Raw genomic sequence first — 24,159 nt, forward strand, 5'->3', positions numbered from 1 at the left:
TTAGCGCCGCCGGTGCCTGTTCGGGAGTCGGCGGCGCTTTTTTACGCGGGCAGCGCCAGTCGACTGGGTGCGCTTGGGCTGGGCGCACTGCCCGATGGCCGCAGCATAGTGCGCAACAAAAAACGGCAGCGAGGCGAAATGCCTGCTGCCGTTAGTTGAGGTACGCGTGCCAGTTTTCGTCGATGGAGCCGGCACTGAGTTTCAGGAAGCCGGAAAGCGTAGGCTTTTTGGGCTGTTGCCTGATGGTAAGGCCGGCTTCCTGCGGGGTGCGATGGCCCTTGGCGTGGTTGCAACGCGCGCAGGCCGTTAGCAGGTTGCTCCAACTGGAGTCGCCTCCCCTACTCCTGGGCATTACGTGGTCCAGCGTCAGGTTTTTGGTGGAGCCGCAATACTGGCACTCAAAATGGTCCCGCTTCATAATGTTGTGGCGGCTGAGGGCAATGCCCTTGTAGGGCACGCGCACATAGCGCTGCAACCGAATGATGCTGGGCTTCGGAAACGCCTGGGAAATGGTGCGCAGCACACCCTGATCGGATTTGGCAATCATCTCAGCCTTCTCCAGAAAAAGCAGCACAAACGCCTTTTGCACGCTGCACAGCGTGATGGCAGTATAATCGCCGTTTAGCACAAGCACTTTATGGTCCATACGCAACTGGTTGGAATCATCGGATACAGCGAAAGCTAGATGATTCTAAGCGTATTAACAACAGATACGCCGTTTCAGTTGCGCGTTTTATCAGTAGGCTTTTTGCTCAGCGCAGAGCCCATGCGTATGCTTCATTTCAGGCGTACTCTCATCAAAAAAGCCCTTGGCACCTATATGGGTGCAAGGGCTTTTCGTGGTTTCATCTTCTGCCTACCGCTGAAAATGCTTAATCCGCCAGCAGGCGCTTAATCAGGCGGAGCTTATGGGAGTACTTCTGCCGGTCGCGGTTGAAGATGCCGTTGTGGTCCAGCGGGTCGATGCGGACTTCGCCGTGAGCGTGCAGAATGGTTTGCTCATCCAGGACGATGCCGACATGTATGATGTTGCCCTCTGCGTTATCGAAGAAAGCCAGGTCGCCGGGGCGAGCCTGCGCCACAAAATGCACCGGCGCGCCAAAGTCAATCTGCTGCCGGGCATCGCGGGGCAGCTGGACGCCAATAAGGCCATAGAGCTGCTGCACCAGCCCCGAGCAGTCGAGGCCGAAAATGCTTTTGCCGCCCCAGACGTAAGGGGCCTTCAGGTACAGTTGGGCAACTTTCAGCAAAAGCCGGAGACGAGGCTCCACGGCTCCGTGCGGCCCGTGCCCGTTCTCGGGGTTGGTGGCCGGGCCATTGTAAAACAACTGCTGGTTGCCGAGGCGCAGGGTCATGCCATCAAAAAATGGTAGCCGGCAGCCCAGCGTAACCGGAATCCGCGTTTTGGCTTCGCTTACCACCTGCACTACATCTAGGCAGCGCGGGTGGTCCTGCTGCTGCCAGGCAGCCAGGTACTCGGCTGAAACGGGTGTGTGCTGCTTGAAATCAATCCAGCCCACATACTGATCGGCCGCCAGGCGCACCTGATGCCAGTTCCCTTGGGTGAGCAGCACAGAGTAGCATTCACCAAACATCAACTCGGTTACCAGTTCGGCCTTATCCGTGGGCTCGGCCCGTACCGGCACGGCGCTCAATGCGCAAATTCCGTGTTCCAAAGAGTGAATGAGTGAGTAAGTGAAGAAGTGCGGTGGGTGAGTAATGCTGCCCACCCGCCACAACTAGTCACGAAGCTCCCGCTTAAACCGCAATCAGCCAAACTTCCTTGCAGAAAACGGCTTATTTCCCTGTTCTCCGCGCTTAATAGTCGCGGGCCCGGTCCATCTCGCGCTTCTGGTCTTTGGCTTTCAGGTCTTCGCGCTTGTCGTAGAGCTTTTTGCCTTTGGCCAGGGCTATTTCCAGCTTGGCAAAGCCCCGGTCGCTCACAAACATGCGCACCGGAATGATGGTGAGGCCCTGCTCGGTGGATTTGTCGGCGAGCTGGCGCAGCTCCCGCTTGTTGAGTAGCAGCTTGCGCGGACGGGTAGGCTCGTGGTTGTTGTAGGTGCCTTCGGTGTACTTGGCAATAGTGACGTTGTGCACCCAGAGGCTACCATCGGGGTGAAAGGAGCAGAAACCGTCCTGCAGCTGCACGCTGCCATCCCGAATGCTCTTGATTTCGGTTCCCTGCAGCATCAGGCCGGCGTCGTACTGGGCCAGAAAGCTGTATTCGTGCCGGGCGCGGCGGTTTTGGATATTGACGCGCTTAGGCGCATCATCTTTTTGTTTGGCCATGGAAGAGTAGCTCGGAAGTTGGCAGAAACCGGTGAGTGGGCTCTACCAACAATACGTTATGATAGGGAGGCAGCGGAGGAGGTACCGGCTAAGCGTAGCGCCGCGAAACGGGCCTGCAGCCGGGCGCGGTCCACAATGCGCTGCCCCGTGCGGCCCGTGGCTACCAGCCGCTCGCCCACCCGGGCTTCTACGCGACACAGCAGCTCGGCGCCGTTGAGTTGCTCAAAAATAGCGCGAAATTCCACGGTTTCACCTTCAAAAGCCGGAGCGCAGTGCTCTACCGTCAGTGAGGTTCCGATGCCTTCCTCGCCTTCTTCCAGCATGTGCTCCACAAACTGGCGGCTCGCCCACTCCAGAGCCTGGCCCAGCGCAAACGTACTGAGCACCGGGTGAATCAGCTGCCCGTTGAGCACCGCAAAATGCGCGGCCGTCACAGTCAGTTGGTAGTGTTGCTCATCGCCGGGCCGGAAGGGATTCTTCATCGGGGTACTTTTTTACAACAGGTTTCGATTCTTAGCGTGCTACTCTGGCTGCAACTACGGATGGCAGACTTCTCCTAACCGCCCAAAACCAAACCACTACGCACGAAACCACGCCTCACAATTTCAGGCGGGGGTCTGAGCTGACGAGCTGGGTGGCAAAGTCGCCGGCTTCGTACTGGAAGTTGGCCGTCATGGCTACCATGCCCGCGTTGTCGGTGCAGAATTGAAACGCGGGAATAAACACCTGCCAGTTTTGCGCGGCAGCCTCGTCCTGCAGGGCCTGGCGCAAGCCGCTGTTGGCCGCTACGCCCCCGGCCAGGGCAATTTGCGTGAGGGTATTATCGGCGGCGGCCCGGCGCAGCTGGCGCAGGAGCGTTTGAATAATAGTGTATTGAATACTGGCGCAGAGGTCTGGGAGGTTTTCCTGCACGAATTCGGGATTCTGCGCGGTTTCTTTTTTCAGAAAATAGAGCACCGCCGTTTTCAGTCCGCTGAAGGAGAAATCATAGCCGGGCATGGCCCCCACGGGGAAGGGAAAGCGGTGGGGGTTGCCTTCCCGGGCCAGCTTATCGAGGTGAGGCCCGCCGGGGTAAGGCAAGCCCAGGAGCTTGGCGGTTTTGTCGAAAGCTTCCCCGGCCGCATCGTCGATGGTTTGCCCAATGATTTCCATGTCCAGGGCGCTGCGCACGATGACGAGCTGGGTATGGCCCCCACTTACCGTGAGGCACAGAAACGGAAATACGGGCCGCGGCTCCTCAATGAAGTGAGCCAGGATATGCGCCCGCATGTGGTTGACGGCAATCAGCGGCTTGCCCAGGGCCAAAGCCAGGGTTTTGGCAAACATGCCCCCTACCAGCAGGGAGCCCAGCAGCCCCGGCCCCTGGGTGAAGGCCACGGCGTCCAGGTCTTTCTTGGTGACGCCCGCCCGCTGCAGGGCGGCTTCTACCACGGGAATCAGGTGCTGCTGGTGGGCGCGCGAGGCCAGCTCGGGCACCACGCCGCCGTACTGCTCGTGCACCTGCTGGGTAGCTACCACGTTGGAGCGAATTTCGCCGTCGACCATAATGGCGGCCGAAGTATCGTCGCAGGAAGATTCTATGGCCAGAATAGTGGGCATCCTCTCGTTATTATGAATGAGGAATGAGGAATGAAGAGGAAGAAGTTGGGGAGCTTCTTACCGGGTACGCACGGGTAAAATTCAGAATGCTGCATTCCTCATTTCCCTTCTTCATTTCTAATTCACCGGCAAAGGTCGGAGCAAAACGCTAAACTGCCGCTTCCACCGTTTGTCGGGCTCAACCTCTGCCGCGGTTCTGCCGTTCTGAGCGAAAATTTCCCTTCAGGCAACGGTCCAGGCCAACCGTTTATCTTTGTTCCGATTAGCTGCCGCCTTTTTCTTTTTCTGCCCCCGTGCCCCGTTTCCTGACTGTTCTTCTTAAGGCACTGCTGGTGCTCTTGCTGCTGCTCGTTGTGGTGGTAGGCAGCACGCTGGTAGCCTTGCGGCTGCCGGGGGTACAAACGAACTTGGCGCACCGGGCCGCCACCATGCTTACGGCCCGCCTGGGCCACCGCGTGACGGTAGGCCGCGTAGATGTGCGCCCGTTCTCGCGGGTGCTGCTGGAACAAGTGCGGGTGCTCGACCGGCGCGGCAACGAGCTGTTCAACATTGGCCGCGCCGATGCCGACATCACCCTGTTTTCGGTGTTCGACCCCAGGCACCTGCACGTGGGCAAGCTCACGCTGGAAGAACCGCGCTTTTCGCTTATCACCTACCCTGGGCAGCCCGACAGCACCAACCTCACCGAGTTCCTGTCGGCGGTGCGCCGCCTGATTGGCCCCACCGACACTACCAAAGTTAGTCAGCCCTTCGACTTTAAGATTGACGCCATTGGCCTGCGCAACGGCCGCTTCGTGCTCGACGACCGAAACAAGCCGCGCGAGCCGTACTACGGGCGCACCATGGACTACGCCCATATGTACCTCGACAGTATCTACGGCGACCTGTCCGGCATTCAGCTCCACGGCGACACGATTTACACGCGCGTGCACAACCTGCGCACCGTGGATACGCCCTCCGGCACCCGCCTGCGCGAGCTGACGGCTGACATGACCTACGCCAGCAAGTTCTGGGAGTTTGACAAGCTGAACCTGCGCGTACAAAACAGCCAGCTGCACCACTACGTGCGCTTCGAGTACGACCACTTCCTCAACTTCACCGACTTCAACGACTCGGTGAAGGTTATTGCCCGCCTGAACCCTTCCCGGGTGTATTCCGACGACATTGCCAAGTTTGCGCCCCAGGATTTTCTGCAGACGCTCAACGAAACGGTCCTGCTCTCGGGCGAGGCCAAAGGCTACGTCCGGGACTTCACCACCAAAAATCTGGACGTGCGGTATGGGCGCAACACGCACGTAGTTGGGAACATCAACGTGCAGGGCCTGCCCAACCTCAAGGAAAGCTTCGTGGAGATGCGCCTGCAGCCTTCGGTGGTGGATGGGCGCGACATCCGGCGCTACATTCCGGCCCAGGGCTGGCCCTACGTGCAGCGGCTGGGGACCGTGAAGCTGAAAGGGCAGTTCCTGGGTTTCTACAACGACTTTGTGGCCAACGGCTCCTTCCAGACGGCTCTGGGCTCGGTGGTATCCGACGTAAACCTGAAGTTCAAGACTGACCCGCGCTATTCCAGCTACGAGGGCAACGTGAAAACCACGGCTTTTCAGCTGGGCAAGCTGCTGGGCGACGAATCCACCATCCGCGACGTGACCATGAACGGGCGCGTGGAGGGCGTGGGCTTTACGCCGGCCGGGGCCCGGGTGCAGGCCAATGCCACGGTGCAGAGCATCTGGCTGCAGGGCTACCGCTACCGCAATATCACCACCAACGGGCAGTTCCGCCGGCAGGCCTTTGCTGGCAAGCTCTCCATCGACGACCCCAACCTGCGCGCTACGGCCGATGGCACCGTGGATTTGAACGCCAACCGCCAGGCCTTCGACCTCAAGGCTACGGTGCGCCGCGCCAACCTGCGCACCCTGGGCCTTACCAAGCAGAACATTACGCTGGCCACCACCGCCGACGTGCGCTTCCAGGGGCTGCAGCTGGATAAGCTGCTGGGCAGCGTGGCCTTGCGCAACTCCCGCCTGGGCTTTAATAGCCGCACGGTGGCTGTTGATACGTTTGACGTGTTTTCGCGCCGTGACCCGGACGGCCAGCGCCGCCTGCTCGTGCGCTCCGAAGTAGCCGACCTGACAGCTGTAGGCAACTTCGACTTCTCCCGCGTGCTGCGCGACGTGCAGGTGCTGCTGACGGAATACCGCCTCAACTTTGAGAGCGACGATGCCGCTACGGCCGCCTACTACCGCCGCAAGCGCCGCTTGCCCACGCCCGACTACGCCATCAACCTGGATTTGCAGTTGAAGAAGCCCAACCCCGTGTTGCACCTGTTTGTGCCGGGCCTGACGGTGGCCGACAACTCGCGCATTGATGGCTCTTTCCGCAACGGCAACACCTCCATTTTTTCCCTGGGAGGGCACTTCGACACGCTGCAGTTCGACAGTGTGCGCACCTTCAACTCTGACTTCGACTTCACCACGTCCAAGCTGCCCTACCAGCCCGAGGTGCTGGCCCAGGCCAGCGTCACCTCGGCCCGGCAGCGGGTACCCGGCCTGGGCAACACCCAGGATTTCTACGTGGAAGGCGTGTGGGACCAGGAGCGCATCAACTTCTCTACTTCTTTGGCGCAGACGGGCACCACCAACCGCGCGCAGATCAACGGGGCGCTGTCGTTCCTGCCCCAGGCCGTGCAGGTGGTCTTCCGGCAGTCGGGCCTGAACCTGCTGGGCCGCGACTGGACTATTGCCGCCGAAAACTCGATTCTGATCAGCGGCGGCGGCCGGGAAATCGACGTGCAGAACCTCAACCTCTCCAATGGCGCGCAGAGCATCAGCGCCCAGGGGCAGATTTCGGAGGACCCCGCCAAGCTGCTACGCCTGGCCATGCAGAACTTTGAGCTGGGCACCCTCAACACGCTCACCCACCAGAACATTACGGGCCGCGTAAATGCCGTGGGCGACCTGCGCGGCCTTTATGGGCAGCTGATTGCTAGTGCCCGACTCGACGTGGATTCGCTGGTGTTTGACCAGGTGCTGATTGGTGACGTAGCCGGGGTGGCTGACTGGGACAACGCGGCGAAGCTGCTGCGCCTCTCGGCCAACGTGTTGCGCGACCAGCAGCGCCTGGTGGCCCTCAGTGGCACCTACAAGCCCAGCGAGCTAAACGACCAGCTCAACGTGACAGCCGTGCTGAACGACGCCCCGGTGAAGCTGGCGGAGCCGCTGCTCAACACCTTGTTTAGCAATATGAACGGCCTGGCCAACGGCACCCTGCGCCTGACCGGCCGGCTGGCGGCCCCCAACTTAATAGGGACCATTGACGTCACCGATGGGCAGCTCACCTTTGACTATCTGGGCACCACGTATACTTTCTCCGACCGAATCCGCTTTCAGGAAGACCGGATTGCCTTCCGCAACATTCGCCTCCGCGACCCGCTCGGCAACTACGGCACCCTCAACGGCAATATCTTCCACCAGGGCTTCCAGAACATGTCGTTGGCCCTCACGGCCTCCTTCCGCAAGCTGCAGGTGCTGAACACCACCCGTAAGGACAACGACCTGTATTTCGGTACGGCCTACGCTACCGGCGACGCCCGCATTACCGGGCCAACGGACAACCTGGTCGTGTTTGTGACGGCACGTAGCGAAGATGGCACCCGGTTTTCCCTGCCGCTCGACAACGCGGCCAAAGCCGAGCAGGCCAACTACATCAAGTTCGTAAACCGCAACTTGCCCGACACGGCCCGGACGGTGAAGATTCCAACCGAGGTAGAAAGCAAAGTCGACCTTTCCGGCATCCGGCTCAACTTCAACCTCGACATCACCCCGGACGCCTACATCGAGATTCTGCTCGACGAAAGCACCGGCGACGTTATCCGGGGAACGGCCAGCGGACAGCTGCGCCTCAACATTGACACCCGCGGAGAGTTCAACATGTACGGGCAGGTGGAGATTGTGCGCGGACTCTACAACTTCACGCTGCAGGGCCTGGTAAACAAAGAGTTTCAGGTGCGGCCGGGCGGCACCATCAGCTGGAACGGCAACCCCTTGGACGGGCAGATGAACGTGACGGCCACCTATACCCAGCGCACCTCGCTGGCGCCTATTATTGCCAACAGCACGGCCACTATCCCCGTCACGGCCGTGATGAACCTGACCGGGCCCCTGCTGCTGCCGGTTATTCAGCTTAGTTTGGAGTTCAACGATATTCCCTCGTCGGCCGAGGGCGAGCTGACCTCTTTCATCACCTCTCTGCGCAACGACGAGCAGGAGCTCAACCGCCAGGTTTTCAGCTTGATTGTGTTCCGCCAGCTCACGTCGCCGGGCTCTTTGTCGGGCGTAGGCAAGTTTGCGGGCTCCGACCTGGGCTTCGGCAATAGCCTGGGGCAGATTATTTCCACCCAGCTTGGCCTGCTCACGGCCCAGATTGACCCGAACCTGGAAATTGCTTTTAACATCAACGGCGTGACGCCGGAGGAGCTGCAGGCTCTACAATTGCGGCTTAGCTACAACCTGCTGGGTGGCCGCCTGCGCCTGACGCGTGAAGGCGGCTTCAGCAACGCCCCCGTCACGGGTACCGATGGCACCGTTATTCCAGGCGCGCAAAGCTCCTTGGTGGGCGACTGGAGCCTGGAGTACTTCCTGCGGGAAGATGGCAAGCTGCGCCTGCGCCTGCGCTACGAAACAACCCCGCGCGACTTTAGCCAAGCCATTGCAGCCAGCAACCAGAACCAGGCCCGGGCAGGCATGAGCGTGCTGCACACGGAGCAGTTCAACTCGGTGCGCGAACTGCTGGCCCGCAAGCGCCTGCGCCGCCGGGAGGAAGCCTCGCGCAAAGCCCGCGAGCTGAACATCGACGATGACCCGCGGACGGTGGTGAATTAAGCAATGAGAACGTGTCATTGCGAGCTTGTGGCGCATCAAGCCAGGGTCGAAACAATCCGTCTTGGGCAATGCCCAACCCATTCGGCTACCAGAAAGCCCTTACTCATAGCACATCAGGAAGGACTTTCTGACAGAGAAAAAGTGTCTGGTGCTGTATAGAACGGATTGCTTCGGCTGCGCCTCGCAATGACACTTCTTCAGTCTTAAATTGGTAGTTTTGCCCCCTATGCCTCCATCGCGCCCAACCCGAAAGAAAAAGCTTGGCTCCTACCCCCATACCATGGTGGTGTTCAGCATCACGCTGGCCTTGCTGGTGATTGGGCTGTTTGGGCTGCTGCTGCTGCACGCGCACAAGCTCTCGGAGGTGGTGAAGGAAAACCTGGAAATGCAGGTGTACCTGGAGCGCGACCTGCCCGAGGCCCAGCTGCTGCGCCTGCAGCAGACGTTTGCCGCCAAGCCTTTCATTGCTTTCCGCGACAACCAGCCCCAGGTACGTTTTCTTTCGAAAGAGGAAGGTGCCCGGCAGTTTGTGGACCAGACCGGGGAAGACTTCCAGCAGTTTCTGGGCGACAATCCATTGCGCGACGCCTACATCCTGAAAATCAACCCCGAGTACACCGATAAGGCGGGGCTGGCCCGCGTGGAGAAAGAGCTGCGCGCCGAAACCGGGGTGTACGAAGTGCAGTACGTACAGAGCCTGATTGACTCCATCAACCAGAACATCCGCAACATTAGCCTGGTGCTGCTGGGCTTCGCAGCCGTGCTGACCATTGTGGTAGTGGTGCTCATCAACAATACCATTAAGCTGGCTTTGTTCTCGCAGCGGTTTCTGATTCGCAGCATGCAGCTGGTGGGCGCCACATCTATGTTCATTCAGCGGCCGTTTTTGCGGCGAGCTACCTGGCAGGGCTTCGTGAGTGGGGTGCTGGCGGCCTTGCTGCTGCTGGCGTTGCTGCAGTACGCCTACCTGCGCGTGGAGGAGTTGCGCTTGCTTCGCGACGAGCGGCTGCTGGCCGTGCTGCTGGTGTTCCTGGTGGCGCTGGGTTCCTTCATTGGTTTTATCAGCTCTTTCCGGGCCGTGCGCAAGTACCTGGGCCTCTCCCTGGATGAGCTCTATTAATATTGAGCGGCTAGCTGTTCGCTCATAGCGAGGCGGCCCGCTGATTGAAAACAAAAAACAAACACCGAATAACGACTATATGGCAACTCAACGCTTCGCCTTCGGGCCGCGCAACTACCGGCTGATGTTTGTCGGCCTGGCTATGCTGGCCGCCGGTTTCATTACCATGACCCTCGACACGACCGAGTACGGAGAAGGTTTCCTGGGCATCACGCTAGGCCCCTTGCTGCTGGCGGCCGGGTTCGTCGTGGAGTTTTTTGCCATCATGGCAAAGTCGGGTAACACTACCGAAACGGCTGCTCCTACGGCCACCGCTGCCTACACCCCAACAACGTCCCCTACGCCAGTGGCTCCGGTGGCTCCCGTGGAGCCGGCTCGTCCTACCTACAAGCGCCCCTAAATGACTTATTGGCAAGCGTTGATTCTGGCTATTGTAGAGGGCATCACGGAGTTTTTGCCTGTTTCCAGCACAGGCCACATGATTATTGCTTCGGCCCTGCTGGGCATTCCGGCAACGGCTTTCACCAAGCTGTATCTGGTGGTTATTCAGTTGGGGGCCATTCTGTCGGTACTGGCCGTGTACTGGCGGCGCTTCTTGCAGAATTTCGACTTCTACCTGAAGCTGCTGGTAGCTTTCCTGCCGGTGGTGGTGGTAGGCCTCACCCTCAAGAAATACATTGATATCCTGCTCGAATCGGTGCTGGTAGTGGGGGTCATGCTGCTGCTGGGTGGCTTGGTGCTAATGTTTGTAGACCGGTGGTTTCCGCAGGAACAACCCGAAGAAGGCCACCCCGTTACCACGCCCAGTTTCCGCCAGGCGTTTGTGATTGGGGTGTTTCAGTGCCTGGCCGTGGTACCAGGCGTGAGCCGCTCGGCCGCTACCATCATTGGGGGCCTCACCCAGAGGCTTACTCGCAAAGCCGCCGCCGAGTTTGCGTTTTTTCTGGCCATGCCTACCATGGCCGCCGCCGCCGCCAAAGACCTGCTCGACTTCTACCAGGACGGCGGCCGCCTCACCGGAGCCGATGTCAAGCTGATCCTGTTCGGCAATGTGGTAGCCTTCGTGGTGGCGCTGCTGGCTATTCGGCTGTTTATTGGGTTTGTTACGCGGTTTGGGTTCCGCGCCTTCGGTATCTACCGCGTTATTGTAGGCGGCATTCTGCTGGTAATGATTGGCCTGGGTATCAACTTACAGCTACTATGAGCCCGGAAGAAAAAGACCCCACTGCCCAACAGCCCGCGGCCCTGCCGGCCCCGGAACTAGCCCATAACCAGGCGTCCGCAGAGCTGCTGGCGGCCTGGAATTCCGACGAAGGCGGCGTCCTGCTGCTGAATAAGCCCCTGACCTGGACCTCGTTTGACGTGGTGCGCAAAGTCAAGAACACGCTGCGTATCAAGAAAATCGGCCACGCCGGCACCCTCGACCCGCTGGCTACCGGCCTGCTCATTCTCTGCACCGGCAAGAAAACCAAGCAGATTGACTTGATTCAGGCCCAGGAAAAAGAGTACACCGGCACCTTCCGCCTGGGCCAGACCACGCCTTCCTTCGACCTGGAAACGCCCGTAGACGCCGAGCTGCCCTACGAGCATCTCACCGAGGAGCAGGTGCGCGCCGCTACCGCGCAGTTTATAGGGCTTATTGAGCAGACGCCCCCGCTGTTTTCGGCGGTGAAGGTGAACGGGGAGCGGGCCTACGAAGTGGCCCGGCGCGGCGGCGAGGCCGAAATCAAAAGCAAGCAGGTGACCATCCGGGCGTTTGAGCTTACCCGCATCGAGCTGCCCGAGGTGGATTTCCGCGTGACCTGCTCCAAAGGCACCTACATCCGCAGCCTGGCCCGCGACTTTGGCCTGGCCCTGGGCTGCGGCGCCCACCTCACCAAGCTCGTGCGCACCCGCATCGGGGAGTACGCGGTGGCCGATGCCTTGAGCATGGCGCAGCTGGAAGCCCTGCGGCCACCCCGCCCCGAGGGCGAGGGCGAGCAGCGGCCCCGCCGTCAGCGCCAGCCCGAGCGCCGGGCCGGGTTGGAATACTACAGCGCCACCACGCAGGCGGATAAGCCCGCCACGCCTGACCCGCTGGCGGCTGCGGAGTAAGGTCTGGCATTGGGGATTCGCTTAAAACGCACGTTGTTTATAGAGTAATTAGCCACCCACCCCTACCCTACTTGCTTATGGCTACGTACCGCCTGTTTTTGCTGCTGCCGTTTGCCCTGCTGCTGGCGGCCAGCCCGGGGGTGTGGGCACAGGCCGCCAAGACGCCACCTGCTCCGGCCCGCGAGCCTGACCCGCTGAAGGTGCGCTTCGAAACGCAGGACGTGGCGAATTTCTGGCGGGCCTTTGATGCCGACGCGGCCGGCGCCCCCGGCAACGCTTTTGCTACCCTGTACTGGCAGGCCGCCACCCCGGGCACCCGCATTTTGCTGGAGAAAAACGGCCTGCCCAACGCCGATTCGCTGCGGGCCGTAGTCCGGCGGCGCCGGGCCGATTACCTGCGCATCCGGGCTGGTTCCGAGCAAATAGCCTCCGCCGTACCCGCATGCCGCGCTACCTACCTGGCCCTGAAAAACCTGTACCCGGCGGCTACCTTTCCGCCCGTAATTTTTGGCGTGGGCACGTTTGGCGTGGGCGGCAATGCCCAGGCGGTGGGGCTGCTGCTGAGCACGGAAATGAACGCGCCGGCCGACATGGCCCCGCTGGCGGCCCACGAGGCCGTGCACTTGCAGCAGAATATTCCCTACAAATACCGCATCCTGCTGGAGCAGTGCCTGATTGAGGGCGGAGCCGACTTCGTAGCGGAGCTGATATCAGGCCGCATCGGCAAGACGGAGCCCTACGAGTATGCCCGGGGCCGGGAAAAGCAGCTCTGGCAGGAGTTTACGCGCGACCAGAACCTGGGGGAAAACGACAGCTTCGCCAACTGGCTCTACGGGGGCGAACGGCCCGCCGGCCGCCCCGCCGACCTGGGCTACTACATTGGCTACCAGATTTGCAAAGCCTACTATACCCGCGCTGCCGACAAGCGCCGGGCCGTACACGATATCCTTAACATTGCTGACTGCCGGCAGTTTCTGCAACAAAGCCACTACGCCGACCAGTTTCGGTAGCGGCCTTCCCCTTTCCTTATGCTGATTGTCCGCGACCCTGCCGCGTTTCCTTTCCTGACCAATGCCGTGGTCACCAGTGGCACCTTTGATGGGGTGCACCTGGGGCACCAGAAGATTCTGCAGCGCCTGCTGGAAGTGGCCCGGCAAAGCGGCGGCCCGGCTGTGGTCATCACCTTCTGGCCGCACCCGCGCCTGGTGCTGGCCCCGCCACCCACCCACCCCCAGCCTCAGGATCTGCACCTGCTGAACACCCTGGAAGAACGGGCCCAGAAGCTGGCGGACTTTGGCGTCGACTACCTGCTCATCGTGCCCTTCACCAAGGAGTTTGCTGCCCTCACCTCCGAGGAGTTTATTCAGCAGATTCTGCTCCGGACGGTGGGCACCGGCAAGCTGGTTATCGGCTACGACCACCGCTTCGGGCGCAACCGCGAAGGCGGCTTCGAGTACCTCAGCCAGCACGCCGACCGCTACGGCCTGACGGTGGAGGAAATTCCGCGCGAGGATGTGGACGCCGTGGGCGTGAGCAGCACCCGCATCCGCCGGGCCCTGGAAAGCGGCGACATTCTCACGGCCAACCGCTACCTGGGCTACCCCTACCCGCTCACGGGCACAGTGGTGCGCGGGCAGCAGCTGGGCCGCACCATCGGCTTTCCTACGGCCAACATCGTGTGCGACGAGCCCTTAAAGCTGATTCCGGCCCGCGGCGTGTACGCGGTGATGGTGACGACGGCCGCGGGCACAGTGCACCAGGGCATGCTCAACATCGGGGTGCGACCCACCGTGGGCGGGCAGCTCAGCCAGACCACCGAAGTACACCTGCTTGATTTCGACGGCGACCTGTACGACCAACTGCTGTCGGTGCAGTTTGTGGCCCGCCTGCGCGACGAGCAGAAGTTCAGCGGCCTCGATGCCCTGAAAGCCCAGTTGGCCCTTGACGCGGACAATGCGCGGCGGCAGCTGGTAGGCGGGTAAGCCCGAAGAATCAAGAAGAAGGATGGGCTGTTATTCTGCGCTTTGCCTAGGATGACAGCCTTTTTTCGTAGTTCTGTTTACCTTCCCGCTCCCAAACCCCACCCAATTCGTCCTATGATCAACAAAGTAGTGGCCGGCCCCCAGGCGGCCCTGGAAGGCCTCACCGATGGCATGACGCTCATGCTCGGTGGCTTCGGCCTGTGCGGCATTCCCGAAAACGCCATTGAGGAAATTCTGCGCCGCGGCGTACGCAACCTCACCTGCATCAGCAACAACGCCGGCGTCGATGACTTCGGCATCGGGCGCCTGCTCCAGACCAAGCAGGTACGCAAGATGATTTCCAGCTACGTGGGCGAAAACGCCGAGTTTGAGCGCCAATTGCTGAGCGGAGAGCTGGAAGTGGAGCTGATTCCGCAGGGCACCCTGGCTGAGCGGTGCCGGGCCGGTGGCGCGGGCATTCCGGCCTTCTACACGCCCGCGGGCTACGGCACAGAGGTAGGTGAAGGCAAGGAAAGCCGGGAGTTCAACGGTAAGATGTACCTGCTGGAAACCGCCCTGCACGCCGATTATGCCTTGGTAAAAGCCTGGAAGGGCGACACGGCCGGCAACCTTATCTATAAAGGCACGGCCCGCAACTTCAACCCCATGATGGCCACGGCCGGCAAAATCACGGTGGCCGAGGTAGAAGAACTGGTACCTGCCGGCGAGCTGGACCCTAACCAGATTCACACGCCCGGCATTTTCGTGCAGCGCATTTTCGAAGGCAAGAACTACGAGAAGCGCATTGAGCAACGCACCGTACGTCAATCTTAATGTGAGAAATGTGAAAAATGTGCTGATGTGCTAATGGTCGTTCCGTCGAATGCATTAGCACATGAGCACATACAAAGCACATGAGCACATTACCCCACATTTCTCACATTCGCACATCATGTTAGATAAACACGGCATTGCCAAGCGCATAGCCCAGGAAGTACAGAATAACTCTTACGTTAACTTGGGCATCGGCATTCCTACGCTGGTGGCCAACTACATACCCGCAGGCATCAACGTGGAGCTGCAAAGCGAAAACGGCCTGCTGGGCATGGGCCCCTTCCCCACCGAAGCGGAAGTGGACCCGGACCTCATCAATGCCGGCAAGCAGACGGTAACCACCCTTCCCGGCTCCAGCCTCTTCTCCTCGGCCGACTCTTTCGCCATGATTCGTGGGGAACACGTGGACCTCACCATCCTGGGGGCCATGGAGGTGTCGGAGAACGGGGATATTGCCAACTGGAAGATTCCCGGCAAAATGGTGAAGGGCATGGGCGGTGCCATGGACCTGGTAGCTTCGGCCAAGAACATCATCGTGGCCATGCAGCACGTGGCCCGCGACGGTAGCTCCAAGCTGCTGCCCGCCTGCACCCTGCCCATCACCGGCCTGCGCTGCGTGAAGAAGATTGTAACCGAGCTGGCCGTCCTCGACGTGACGCCCGACGGCTTTGTGCTGCGCGAGCGGGCCCCCGGCGTATCGGTAGAGCAGATCCAGGCCGCCACCGCCGGCAAGCTGGTAGTGCCCGCCGAGGTGCCCGAAATGCAGGGCGTGTAACTATTTACTTGCTTGACAGTTTAACAGGCTACCGCCCGATGCCCACCTGGACATCGGGCGGTTTGCGTTCCGCGGCTTTAAATCCAACGTAACGCCTGCCCAAGCCGTACCTTTGCGCTAAGACTTTTGCTTCGACCTATGCCTGCTTCGAATAATAAACCCGGCGGTAGCCACGCTAAAAAACAAACGGTACCCGCCGTAGCCGAGCGAATGACGCCCACGGCGGTGCCCGCGCACAAGCTGGTGCTGCGTACCCTGCGCAAGAGCGACTACAAAGCTGTGCGCGACATCATGGACAAGGTATACTCCAACATGGAAGGTGCCTGGGCCCAGGATGAGTACAACAACCTGCTGCGCAAATTCCCCGAAGGCCAGATCTGCATCGAGGACAACGGTATAGTGGTAGCGGCCGCACTGGCCATCATCGTGCAGTACTCCGACTTTGGCGACCGGCATACCTACTCCAAGATTACTGGCAACGGCAAGTTCAACACCCACAATGCCGACGGCGACACGCTGTATGGGGTGGACGTGTTTGTAGACCCCGAGTATCGCAGCCTGCGCCTGGGTCGCCGCCTCTACGATGCCCGCAAGGAGCTGTGCGAAAACCTGAACCTACGCGCCATGGTGGCCGGAGGCCGGATTCCCGGCTACGCGGCCTATGCCAATGAGATGACGCCGGCCAAGTACGTGGAGATGGTGCGCAACAAGGAAATTACCGACCCCATCCTCACCTTCCAGCTTTCCAACGAGTTTCACGTCCGCAAAATCATCCGCGGCTACCTGCCCTACGACTCCGAGTCGAAGGCGTTTGCCACGCTGCTGGAGTGGATTAACGTGTACTACGACGAGGACGTGGACAAGCTGATCGGTAACCAGAAAAGCAACGTGCGCCTGGGCATTGTGCAGTGGCAGATGCGCGCCACTCGCTCCCTGGAAGACCTGCTCCAGCAGATTGAGTTCTTCGTGGATACGGTGAGCGGCTACAAAGCCGACTGCGTGCTTTTCCCGGAGTTCTTCAACGCCCCGCTCATGGCCCTCACCAACGAGGACTCCCCAGCCGTGGCCATCCGGGCTATGGCGGCCTTTACTGAGCCCATCCGCACCAAAATGATGGAGCTGGCCGTGAGCTATAACATCAACATTGTGGCGGGCTCCATGCCGGTGTACGAGGATGGCAAGCTGCACAACGTGGCCTACCTCTGCCGCCGCGACGGCACCGTGGACGAGCAGTACAAGCTGCACGTAACCCCCGACGAGGCCTCCTACTGGGGCATGCGCGGCGGCGACAAGCTCAAGTGCTTCGACACGGACTTCGGCAAAATCGGCATCCTGGTGTGCTACGACGTGGAATTCCCCGAGCTGGCCCGCATGCTTTCGGATGAAGGCGTGAAAATTCTGTTCGTTCCTTTCTGGACGGACACGAAGAACGCCTACCAGCGGGTGCGTATCTGCGCCCAGGCCCGCGCCATCGAAAACGAGTGCTACGTGGCCATTACGGGCTCGGTGGGCAACCTGCCCCGGGTGGAAAACATGGACATTCAGTACTCGCAGAGTGCCGTGTTCAGCCCCTCCGACTTTGCCTTCCCCCACGACGCCATCGTGGCCGAGGCCACGCCCAACACCGAGATGACGCTGATTGCCGACCTGGACTTGGACTTGCTCAAGGACCTGAACACCAGCGGCGCGGTGCGCAACCTGCGCGACCGGCGCAAAGACCTGTACTCCCTGAGCTGGACGGTGAAGAAAGCCGAGCGCGACGACGAGCTGCTAGCCCAGGGCGAAGAGCGGGCTCCCCGCGTAACCAAACGCAAGGCCATTGCGGCTGGGTAAGCAACCTACTGATAAAACCCGCCGGATACCTAAAAAAGCCCTGCCTGATCGGCAGGGCTTTTTTGTTGGCAGCTAGGATATCCGACCAGCTTTTCAGAAGTTTCGGGAAGGTTTATTCTTCCTCTTTTATCCGTTTAGTATGACCTCATCTGTTACGCCTGATTTTCCTGAGTATCCGGAAATAGCCGGCCAGGGCCGCCGCTTGGCTAACTATCTGATTGATCTGGCCTGCGTGTTTTTGTTAGCTGCCCAGTTTGGCATCATCCTCGTGCTGGTAGGCAAGGAGTCCTGGTTAGATGACCTTGACAATCCCCTGCTGGATCGGTTGGTTACCGTCATTCTCTTGTTCTTTTACTACCTCTTCTTCGAAGCGCTGTTTGGGCGTACAGTTGGCAAGATGGTTACGGGCACTACCGTGGTAATGGAAGATGGCACCCGGCCTCCTTTCTCAGCTACGCTAAAGCGTACATTATGGCGCATTGTGCCTTTCGAACCGCTAAGCTTTTTGGGCTCAGCGCAGGGCTGGCACGATACCAAATCCGGTACTATGGTGGTGCGCATCCCGCGCAAATAGCAGCCTGCCAGGGGTAAGACAACTAAGAGCGCAGACTGGCTTCTCCAGCGGGCTTTTACCTAAACCAGTGACTTGGTTTGTGGGCCCCTTACTGGTTTTTAACTAAACTGCGGCTTCCAAACCTGACCTTACCAACCTCACCATGAAACGCGTCCTCATCACCGGAGCCAACCGCGGCCTGGGCCTGGAGCTGACCCGCCAGTACCTGGAGCGCGGCGACACCGTGTTTGCCGCCTGCCGTCAGCCCGCTTCCGCCACCGACCTGCACACCCTGCAAGGCGCCCATAGCGGGAGGCTCCATCTTATTGCGCTTGATGTTACGGACGAGGCCTCGATTGCGGCGGCCCGTAAAGCTGTGCGCACGGTTTCAGCCGGGCTGGATATTCTCATCAACAACGCGGGCATTTTGCCCGGCGCTGGCCCCGAAGACCCCGCTCCTCAGCGCCTGGGCCAGCTCACGGCCGATAATGCCCTGCAGGTGCTCCGCGTAAATGCCGTTGGCCCCCTACTGGTGGCTCAGGCCTTCCTCGATTTATTGAAGGCAGGCGACAAAGGCCGGATTGTGAGCTTGTCCTCGGGGCAGGGCTCCATCACCTGGAAAGCATCCGGCGAGCCATATCACTACTCAGCCAGCAAAGCTGCCCTCAACATGTACATGCGCGGCCTGGCCGCCGAAATCAGCCAGTATGGGTTGGTGTCGGTGCTGGTAGACCCCGGCTGGATCCGGACGGGCATGGGTGGCAACGCCGCCGGCCTCCCCCCCGCCGATTCGGCTCGGGGCATCATTCGCCTCACCGACCGCCTTTACATGGAAGAAAACGGCTCCTTCGTGACCTGGCAGAACCAGCCGGTGCCGTGGTAGCCCGCAACACCACTGGTAGTTTCTTTAGCTTGGGTTAAGGCGACAAAACCTCTGCAACGTACCTTCCTTCAACAGCAAGCCCCCGGCACCGCGTTGGTACCGGGGGCTTGCTGTTCATAAGCCGGTAAACTACGCCTGGGCCGCTAAGTGGGCGTGGTCGCGCAGAATAGTGCGCAGGAAAGCCTCATCGGGCAAGTCGGTTTGAATACCGGTGAGGGATTTTACTTTGTTGGCTACTTCGTTCAGCAACAGGTAATTTTCCCGCTCCAGGCCAGTATGCACCAGTTGCCGGATGGTGGCCACGTCGTGGTCGGCGAGCAGGCTGGCCTGGGGGAAGATGACCACGTAGCCGGGCTCGGTGAAGGTAGGCGCCAAGGCGCCGGCTCCCTGCCGGGGTTTGGTGCTGATAACGGACGTGCCGGCCGCTATGTCGCCCAGCCGCTGCCCGCGTCCGTTGGAAACAATGGTAATCACGGCAATAAGGCCACTGAATAAGCCGGTATCAATCAGGCGCAGCAGCCAGCGCAGCAGGTAGTCGCCAAACCGGGGCGGGGTGCCATCCAGCCGGATTACTTTGATGTGTCGGGCCTTTTTGCCCAGGCTTTGCCCGTTGAAAAACACTTCGCAGGCCAAATGGTAAAACACGAAGGGAATGCCCACGAGCAGGGCCACCATAACGGACAAAATCTGGTCCTGCACTCCCACCAGGGAAAAGAGCAGCACCCAGGCAAATAACCAGGCTATCAGGATCAGGTTGTCGATAATGGCGGCCAGGATCCGCTCGCCCACGCTAGCGACTTCGTATTCGACGGTTACGTTTTGGGTAGTCTGGATTCGTATGGTACTCATGAGCTGGTAACTGAGCCGCGGCGCCGGCCCGAGGAAATTAAGCGCCATAGGATGAAGGCCGGATCGGGAAAATTGCTAATCTTCGCGAAGTGCTGGCCTACCGCAAAATACGATACCGGCGTGGTTATTCAGCATAGTAGCGCACAGGGAAGCGGTAAGAAACACTTGGCCGCCTGCTCTTAGCTACCGGGCTTGTACTGCGTCAGCCTTTATTTTCTCGACTCCTCCATCTTTCTGCAGTATCCGGGTTATGCGTGAAGCGGTTTTTCTGCGACAGAACGAAGCCAAATGGCAGCAGTATGCCAACGTGCCCCCCGCGAGTCCCGATGATCTGGCGGCCCGCTTCGTGGAGCTAACCGATGATTTGGCCTACGCCCAGACGTTTTACCCCAACTCCCCCACGGCGCGCTACCTCAACGACCTGGCCGCCAAGCAGCACCAGGCCATCTATAAAAACAAAAGCGAATCGACGGGACGCTTTGCGAGCTTCTGGCGCACGGAGTTCCCGCTGCTGGTGGCCCGCCACCACACTACCCTGGCCTGGAGCCTGGTGCTGTTTCTCATCTTCACTGGCATCGGGGCCCTGTCGGCCGCCTACGACGAGTCGTTTGTGCGCGTGGTCCTGGGCGACGACTACGTAAACCGCACCCTGGCCAACATCGAACGGGGCGACCCGATGGCCGTGTACAAGGGCGACAGTGAAACGAGCATGTTCCTGGCCATTACCCTGAACAACATTTACGTGTCGCTGCTCACTTACGTGCTGGGGGTGCTGGGCGGCCTGGGCACGGTGTGGGCTCTGTTTCGGAATGGCGTTATGCTGGGCTCTTTTCAGTATTTCTTTTTCACCAAAGGGGTGTTGCTGCAGTCGGCGCTGACCATCTGGATACACGGCACGCTGGAAATTTCGGCTATTGTCTTGGCAGGTGGAGCGGGTTTGGTAATGGGACGCAGTCTGCTTTTTCCGGGGACCTATTCCCGGCAGGATTCTTTCCGCCAGGGCGCACGTGACGGCCTGAAGCTAGCCATTGGGCTGGTTCCCATTTTCATTGTGGCGGGCTTTCTGGAAAGCTTCGTCACGCGCCACACCGAAATGCCGCGGGCGCTGAGTTTGTTCATCATTGGCTCCTCCGCTGCTTTCATCGTGTGGTACTTCATTATTTATCCGCGCCAGCTCCAACGCCGGCAGGCCTCCTAACCTTGAATCATTTTGCATGCAGCCTACTTTTACCAAGGAAATTGAGTTCCGACAAGAGCGTGATTTTGGCGCCAAAGTCAACGCCACCTTTGCGTTTGTGGTGGCGCACGGCCGGCCGCTAGGCAAATGCATCCTGTACATCGTACTACCCGTGGCACTGCTGGCCGGCCTTGCCCAGGCTGTGGCGCAAAGTGAGCTGATCGGGGCGCTGGGGGCATCGTCCACCGCCGAGCGCGTCACCCAGCTTGAGCGCTACAGCACCATCAGCGGCGCCCAGTTTCTGGGGTTTATCGCCATGATGCTGGGCCATTGTGCACTGGCTGCCACCATTTATAGCTACGTACTGGTTCGGATAGCGCTGCCCGAGCACGAGCCGGTGACGCCGGCCCTGGTGTGGGAGCGGGTAAAGCCCTCCATTCTGCCCCTGCTGGGTTCGAGCATAGTGCTTGGCATTCTGAGCATGCTGGGTTTCCTGCTGTTCATCATCCCGGGCATCTACCTGGCCGTGGGCCTAAGTCTGGCTTGGGCGGTGCAGGTGCTGGAGAACCGGGGTATCGGCGAGCTGCTCAGCCGGAGCCTGATGTTGATTAAGGGTAAATGGTGGTCTACGTTTGGGCTGCTTCTGGTTATGTATTTTATTGTGGCTCTGCTCAGCCTTGTGCTTAAGATGCCGCAGTATCTGATATTGGCGGGCACTGCGTTGCATTGGAGCTGGGCTTCGTCGCCGGTGCTGGCGGGCGCTATGGCCTTGCTCAGTACCACGGCTAGCATGTTTCTGTCCACCTTTGTGCTGGTGGCCGTCATGTTTCAGTACTTCAACCTGGTGGAGCGCAAGGAAGGCGCCGGCCTATACACACTCGTCAACAGCATCGGCCAGGGGCCGGCGCCGGTGGTGCAAAATCACCAGCTACGCCCGGATGACGAAGGCGAATATTAAGTGGTGAGTGCCTTGCTAGTTCTCTCTGCGTTTGCACCTGCCGCCCGCCGCGCCATCTATTTGGTCCTCGTGGTTGTGGGCATTGGCCTGGCTTCCGGGGCTTCGGCGGACGCGGTGGCCTCTCCCGCTGCTGTTGCTCAACCGGCCCGCGCCTTAGGCCCATCCAAAGTGCAGTTTCGGCATCCCTCCAACAAAACCCTTCGGGAGTTCCGGACGCAGCGCGAATTCCGGTACGTAGAAGTGCGCAGTGAGCTTAGTGCCTGGGATATTTTCTGGATGCGTTTCTGGCGGTGGCTGGGCGAGTTGCTTTCTACGGACGCCGGCCGGCTAGTCTGGAAATACGGCATCTACACGCTGCTGGTCGTGGCCCTGATTTTTGTCGTGCTCAAGCTGTTGGACGTGGACGTCACGCGCGCCTTCGGCCGGGCCGCCCGCGTGGCCCCGCTGGCCTACGACGCCGACGTAGAAAACATTCACGCACTGAATTTCGCGGAGCAGATTGCCGCTGCCGAGGCCGCCGGGAACTACCGCCTGGCCGTGCGCCTGGGGTACCTGCACATTCTGAAGGACCTTACCGACCGGGGCCTGATTCGCTGGCAGCCCGAAAAAACCAACCACGACTACCTGTTTGAGTTGCCGGATGGGCCGCTGCCGGCCGCCTTCCAGGACCTCACGCGCCAGTTCGAGTACGTGTGGTACGGGGAGCACGAAGACCTTTCGGCTGAACAGTACGCCGCTACGCAAACCACTCGCCTGGCTTTTCAACGTCAGCTTTCCACTATCCGCCAGGCGGCCTGATGTTCCACGCCATGACAACATTTCGGTGGTATTTGGTAGGGCTGGCGGTGCTGTTTGGGCTTTACGTAGCCATTGACTACAACCGGCCCAAGCCCCTTGACTGGACCCCTACCTACCAGAACAAGGATAAGATTCCGTACGGAACGTACGTGCTGCACGCCGTGCTGCCGGATGTACTGGGTACTGCCAGCCGCGACATCCGCACGGTGCGCGTGCCCATCTACAACCAGATTGAGGGTGAAGACGAGCCGGACCCGAATACCGTAGAGGTTGACACCGACTCGGAGGACGAGCAATTGCCTACCGACTCCACCAGTCAGGATTCGGCGGCGACCAGCGCGGCGCCTGTCCCTGCTTTGGTTGATTCGGTGGATGTGGCCGATGCCGATTACGCCGCGGGGCTAGCCGAGGCTGGCTACGACAAGGCTACCTATCTATTCGTCAACGGGTCTTTCGAGCTCAGCCGCCTCGACTGCCGCTCCCTGCTGCGCCACGTGGCCCGCGGCAACGATGTATTCATTGCCGCCGAGCAGTTTGACCTGCACTTCGCCGATACGCTAGGCTTCACCACGGTATCGGCCCCAGGCAAACGGCGCAGAAAAGACGCTTCACTGGAAAGCTTAAAACTGGATTCCGTCCGGCTCCGCCTGACTGATAACGCCCTGGCCCACGCCGCCGGGGCCAGGGCCTTTGCGCTGCCAGCCCTAGGCAATTCCTACCGCATCGAGCTGGATAGTAGTGTGCAGGCTACTGCCTTAGCCGTAGACGCCAAGCAGCAGCCCGTGCTGGTGCGCCTGCCCCATGGCCGCGGCAACTTCTACCTTTGCTCTGTGCCCTTGGCCTTTACCAACTATTTTGTGCTGCGGCCTCGCACCGGCAATTTCTCTTTTGCCGCGCTTTCTTACCTGCCGGCCGGCCGCCCCACCTGGTGGGACGAGTACCAGAAGCAGGGCCGCGAGGGAGAACAGTCCCTGCTGCGCGTGCTGCTAGCCCATGATGCCTTGCGCTGGGCTACCTACCTTGCCTTATTTAGTGCGCTGCTGTTTATGCTGTTTGAAGCCAAACGGCGGCAGCGCGTCATTCCCATTCTGAAGCCCCTGCCCAATACCACGCTGCTTTTCACACGTACCGTAGCCGGCCTCTACCGCCAGGGCTCCAACCATCAGTTAATTGCCGAAAAGAAAATCGGGCTGTTTCTCGAGTACCTGCGCACCCGCTTTCACGAACCCAGCCTCGACTTGCAGGACGACGCTACCCGCGAGCGGCTGGTGCAGAAGTCGGGCGTTACCCGCGCTGAGTTGGACAGCCTGATCCGACGCATCAATTTTGCGCGCACCGCCCGTCAGCTTTCGGATACGGAACTGCTGGGCCTCAACAAAGCGCTAAACGACTTCCGAACTGCGGCCGGCTGAATTGCATTATTCTCAATAATAAGATTTATCTGTTTTTTCACTATTCCAATAACCAGTCCTACATACTTATAAACACCGATTTCTATTGAGTATATGTTTTTAAAGATTTAATTATTCCACTTGCCAAAACCAAGACTAGACTTC

Annotated in this window: 22 protein-coding genes; 16 read left to right on the plus strand and 6 right to left on the minus strand. The window is 60.0% G+C overall.

The window, feature by feature from the left end; all coding sequences use genetic code 11:
* Positions 1 to 151: 151 nt before the first annotated feature.
* From HER32_RS05395 to tsaD, 5 genes are all read right to left on the minus strand, one after another.
* Positions 152 to 646: an HNH endonuclease gene (locus HER32_RS05395; protein WP_149071384.1), complete on the minus strand. Its 495-nt coding sequence runs from the start codon at positions 644 to 646 to the stop codon at positions 152 to 154.
* Between the two features lie 226 nt (positions 647 to 872).
* On the minus strand, positions 873 to 1,676 hold the full coding sequence (locus tag HER32_RS05400) for a C40 family peptidase (RefSeq protein ID WP_232066395.1): 804 nt from the start codon (positions 1,674 to 1,676) through the stop codon (positions 873 to 875).
* A 142-nt stretch (positions 1,677 to 1,818) separates the two neighbouring features.
* A complete protein-coding gene (gene smpB / locus HER32_RS05405) occupies positions 1,819 to 2,292 on the minus strand; it encodes an SsrA-binding protein SmpB (protein WP_168681076.1) in 474 nt (157 codons plus the stop codon).
* Between the two features lie 56 nt (positions 2,293 to 2,348).
* Positions 2,349 to 2,774, minus strand: coding sequence for a thioesterase family protein (locus tag HER32_RS05410; protein WP_168681078.1), 426 nt, complete (start codon positions 2,772 to 2,774; stop codon positions 2,349 to 2,351).
* A 115-nt stretch (positions 2,775 to 2,889) separates the two neighbouring features.
* A complete protein-coding gene (gene tsaD / locus HER32_RS05415; RefSeq protein ID WP_168681080.1) occupies positions 2,890 to 3,891 on the minus strand; it encodes a tRNA (adenosine(37)-N6)-threonylcarbamoyltransferase complex transferase subunit TsaD in 1,002 nt (333 codons plus the stop codon).
* A gap of 293 nt (positions 3,892 to 4,184) precedes the next feature.
* Here tsaD and HER32_RS05420 point away from each other — a divergent pair, with 293 nt between their 5' ends.
* The 12 genes from HER32_RS05420 (at position 4,185) to HER32_RS05475 (ending at position 18,821) form a co-directional block, all read left to right on the plus strand.
* Positions 4,185 to 8,768 carry a translocation/assembly module TamB domain-containing protein gene (locus tag HER32_RS05420; RefSeq protein ID WP_168681082.1) on the plus strand — a complete coding sequence of 1,528 codons (4,584 nt, stop codon included), beginning with the start codon at positions 4,185 to 4,187 and terminating at the stop codon, positions 8,766 to 8,768.
* Between the two features lie 226 nt (positions 8,769 to 8,994).
* The gene (locus HER32_RS05425) at positions 8,995 to 9,888 is read left to right on the plus strand and encodes a cell division protein FtsX (RefSeq protein ID WP_149071380.1); all 894 of its coding nucleotides are present in this window, start codon (positions 8,995 to 8,997) and stop codon (positions 9,886 to 9,888) included.
* 79 nt (positions 9,889 to 9,967) lie between these two features.
* Positions 9,968 to 10,288 carry a DUF3098 domain-containing protein gene (locus HER32_RS05430; RefSeq protein ID WP_149071379.1) on the plus strand — a complete coding sequence of 107 codons (321 nt, stop codon included), beginning with the start codon at positions 9,968 to 9,970 and terminating at the stop codon, positions 10,286 to 10,288.
* Entirely contained in the window at positions 10,289 to 11,092 is an 804-nt protein-coding gene (locus tag HER32_RS05435) for an undecaprenyl-diphosphate phosphatase (protein ID WP_149071378.1), read from the plus strand.
* Entirely contained in the window at positions 11,089 to 11,982 is an 894-nt protein-coding gene (gene truB / locus HER32_RS05440) for a tRNA pseudouridine(55) synthase TruB (RefSeq protein WP_168681084.1), read from the plus strand. The genes HER32_RS05435 and truB overlap by 4 nt, the downstream gene beginning before the upstream one ends.
* A gap of 77 nt (positions 11,983 to 12,059) precedes the next feature.
* A complete protein-coding gene (locus HER32_RS05445) occupies positions 12,060 to 12,992 on the plus strand; it encodes a DUF2268 domain-containing putative Zn-dependent protease (protein ID WP_168681086.1) in 933 nt (310 codons plus the stop codon).
* An 18-nt stretch (positions 12,993 to 13,010) separates the two neighbouring features.
* Positions 13,011 to 13,964, plus strand: coding sequence for a bifunctional riboflavin kinase/FAD synthetase (locus tag HER32_RS05450; protein ID WP_149071375.1), 954 nt, complete (start codon positions 13,011 to 13,013; stop codon positions 13,962 to 13,964).
* Between the two features lie 114 nt (positions 13,965 to 14,078).
* A complete protein-coding gene (locus HER32_RS05455) occupies positions 14,079 to 14,777 on the plus strand; it encodes a CoA transferase subunit A (RefSeq protein ID WP_168681088.1) in 699 nt (232 codons plus the stop codon).
* Positions 14,778 to 14,895: 118 nt separating this feature from the next.
* Positions 14,896 to 15,552 (plus strand): CoA transferase subunit B, encoded by a 657-nt coding sequence (locus HER32_RS05460; RefSeq protein WP_168681090.1) that lies wholly within the window; start codon positions 14,896 to 14,898, stop codon positions 15,550 to 15,552.
* A 210-nt stretch (positions 15,553 to 15,762) separates the two neighbouring features.
* Positions 15,763 to 17,385 (plus strand): bifunctional GNAT family N-acetyltransferase/carbon-nitrogen hydrolase family protein, encoded by a 1,623-nt coding sequence (locus tag HER32_RS05465; protein WP_149071393.1) that lies wholly within the window; start codon positions 15,763 to 15,765, stop codon positions 17,383 to 17,385.
* 139 nt (positions 17,386 to 17,524) lie between these two features.
* Positions 17,525 to 17,959 (plus strand): RDD family protein, encoded by a 435-nt coding sequence (locus HER32_RS05470; protein ID WP_149071372.1) that lies wholly within the window; start codon positions 17,525 to 17,527, stop codon positions 17,957 to 17,959.
* A gap of 142 nt (positions 17,960 to 18,101) precedes the next feature.
* Entirely contained in the window at positions 18,102 to 18,821 is a 720-nt protein-coding gene (locus HER32_RS05475; protein ID WP_149071371.1) for an SDR family oxidoreductase, read from the plus strand.
* Positions 18,822 to 18,950: 129 nt separating this feature from the next.
* Here HER32_RS05475 and HER32_RS05480 read toward each other — a convergent pair whose 3' ends face one another.
* Entirely contained in the window at positions 18,951 to 19,670 is a 720-nt protein-coding gene (locus HER32_RS05480) for an RDD family protein (protein WP_168681092.1), read from the minus strand.
* A gap of 250 nt (positions 19,671 to 19,920) precedes the next feature.
* Here HER32_RS05480 and HER32_RS05485 point away from each other — a divergent pair, with 250 nt between their 5' ends.
* Genes HER32_RS05485 through HER32_RS05500 form a run of 4 tightly spaced genes read left to right on the plus strand, consistent with a single transcriptional unit; the run spans position 19,921 to position 24,015 of the window.
* Entirely contained in the window at positions 19,921 to 20,868 is a 948-nt protein-coding gene (locus HER32_RS05485; protein WP_168681094.1) for a stage II sporulation protein M, read from the plus strand.
* A gap of 16 nt (positions 20,869 to 20,884) precedes the next feature.
* The gene (locus tag HER32_RS05490) at positions 20,885 to 21,805 is read left to right on the plus strand and encodes a hypothetical protein (RefSeq protein WP_168681096.1); all 921 of its coding nucleotides are present in this window, start codon (positions 20,885 to 20,887) and stop codon (positions 21,803 to 21,805) included.
* Positions 21,806 to 21,817: 12 nt separating this feature from the next.
* Positions 21,818 to 22,603 (plus strand): DUF4129 domain-containing protein, encoded by a 786-nt coding sequence (locus HER32_RS05495; protein ID WP_168681098.1) that lies wholly within the window; start codon positions 21,818 to 21,820, stop codon positions 22,601 to 22,603.
* Positions 22,604 to 22,614: 11 nt separating this feature from the next.
* Positions 22,615 to 24,015: a DUF4350 domain-containing protein gene (locus HER32_RS05500; RefSeq protein ID WP_168681100.1), complete on the plus strand. Its 1,401-nt coding sequence runs from the start codon at positions 22,615 to 22,617 to the stop codon at positions 24,013 to 24,015.
* The last annotated feature ends 144 nt before the right edge of the window (positions 24,016 to 24,159 follow it).

The sequence above is a fragment of the Hymenobacter sp. BT18 genome (genome assembly GCF_012273015.1).
GTDB lineage: Bacteria > Bacteroidota > Bacteroidia > Cytophagales > Hymenobacteraceae > Hymenobacter > Hymenobacter lutimineralis.

What these genes read in the sequence shown, in the direction of transcription:
- HER32_RS05465 (WP_149071393.1), top strand. Translation starts at nt 15,763, where the DNA reads ATGACGCCCACGGCGGTGCCCGCGCACAAGCTGGTGCTGCGTACCCTG.
- HER32_RS05435 (WP_149071378.1), top strand. Translation starts at nt 10,289, where the DNA reads ATGACTTATTGGCAAGCGTTGATTCTGGCTATTGTAGAGGGCATCACG.
- HER32_RS05490 (WP_168681096.1), top strand. Translation starts at nt 20,885, where the DNA reads ATGCAGCCTACTTTTACCAAGGAAATTGAGTTCCGACAAGAGCGTGAT.
- HER32_RS05395 (WP_149071384.1), bottom strand. Translation starts at nt 646, where the DNA reads ATGGACCATAAAGTGCTTGTGCTAAACGGCGATTATACTGCCATCACG.
- HER32_RS05450 (WP_149071375.1), top strand. Translation starts at nt 13,011, where the DNA reads ATGCTGATTGTCCGCGACCCTGCCGCGTTTCCTTTCCTGACCAATGCC.
- HER32_RS05475 (WP_149071371.1), top strand. Translation starts at nt 18,102, where the DNA reads ATGAAACGCGTCCTCATCACCGGAGCCAACCGCGGCCTGGGCCTGGAG.
- HER32_RS05430 (WP_149071379.1), top strand. Translation starts at nt 9,968, where the DNA reads ATGGCAACTCAACGCTTCGCCTTCGGGCCGCGCAACTACCGGCTGATG.
- HER32_RS05480 (WP_168681092.1), bottom strand. Translation starts at nt 19,670, where the DNA reads ATGAGTACCATACGAATCCAGACTACCCAAAACGTAACCGTCGAATAC.
- HER32_RS05445 (WP_168681086.1), top strand. Translation starts at nt 12,060, where the DNA reads ATGGCTACGTACCGCCTGTTTTTGCTGCTGCCGTTTGCCCTGCTGCTG.
- HER32_RS05460 (WP_168681090.1), top strand. Translation starts at nt 14,896, where the DNA reads ATGTTAGATAAACACGGCATTGCCAAGCGCATAGCCCAGGAAGTACAG.
- HER32_RS05485 (WP_168681094.1), top strand. Translation starts at nt 19,921, where the DNA reads ATGCGTGAAGCGGTTTTTCTGCGACAGAACGAAGCCAAATGGCAGCAG.
- HER32_RS05425 (WP_149071380.1), top strand. Translation starts at nt 8,995, where the DNA reads ATGCCTCCATCGCGCCCAACCCGAAAGAAAAAGCTTGGCTCCTACCCC.
- HER32_RS05455 (WP_168681088.1), top strand. Translation starts at nt 14,079, where the DNA reads ATGATCAACAAAGTAGTGGCCGGCCCCCAGGCGGCCCTGGAAGGCCTC.
- HER32_RS05410 (WP_168681078.1), bottom strand. Translation starts at nt 2,774, where the DNA reads ATGAAGAATCCCTTCCGGCCCGGCGATGAGCAACACTACCAACTGACT.
- HER32_RS05470 (WP_149071372.1), top strand. Translation starts at nt 17,525, where the DNA reads ATGACCTCATCTGTTACGCCTGATTTTCCTGAGTATCCGGAAATAGCC.
- truB (WP_168681084.1), top strand. Translation starts at nt 11,089, where the DNA reads ATGAGCCCGGAAGAAAAAGACCCCACTGCCCAACAGCCCGCGGCCCTG.
- HER32_RS05500 (WP_168681100.1), top strand. Translation starts at nt 22,615, where the DNA reads ATGACAACATTTCGGTGGTATTTGGTAGGGCTGGCGGTGCTGTTTGGG.
- tsaD (WP_168681080.1), bottom strand. Translation starts at nt 3,891, where the DNA reads ATGCCCACTATTCTGGCCATAGAATCTTCCTGCGACGATACTTCGGCC.
- smpB (WP_168681076.1), bottom strand. Translation starts at nt 2,292, where the DNA reads ATGGCCAAACAAAAAGATGATGCGCCTAAGCGCGTCAATATCCAAAAC.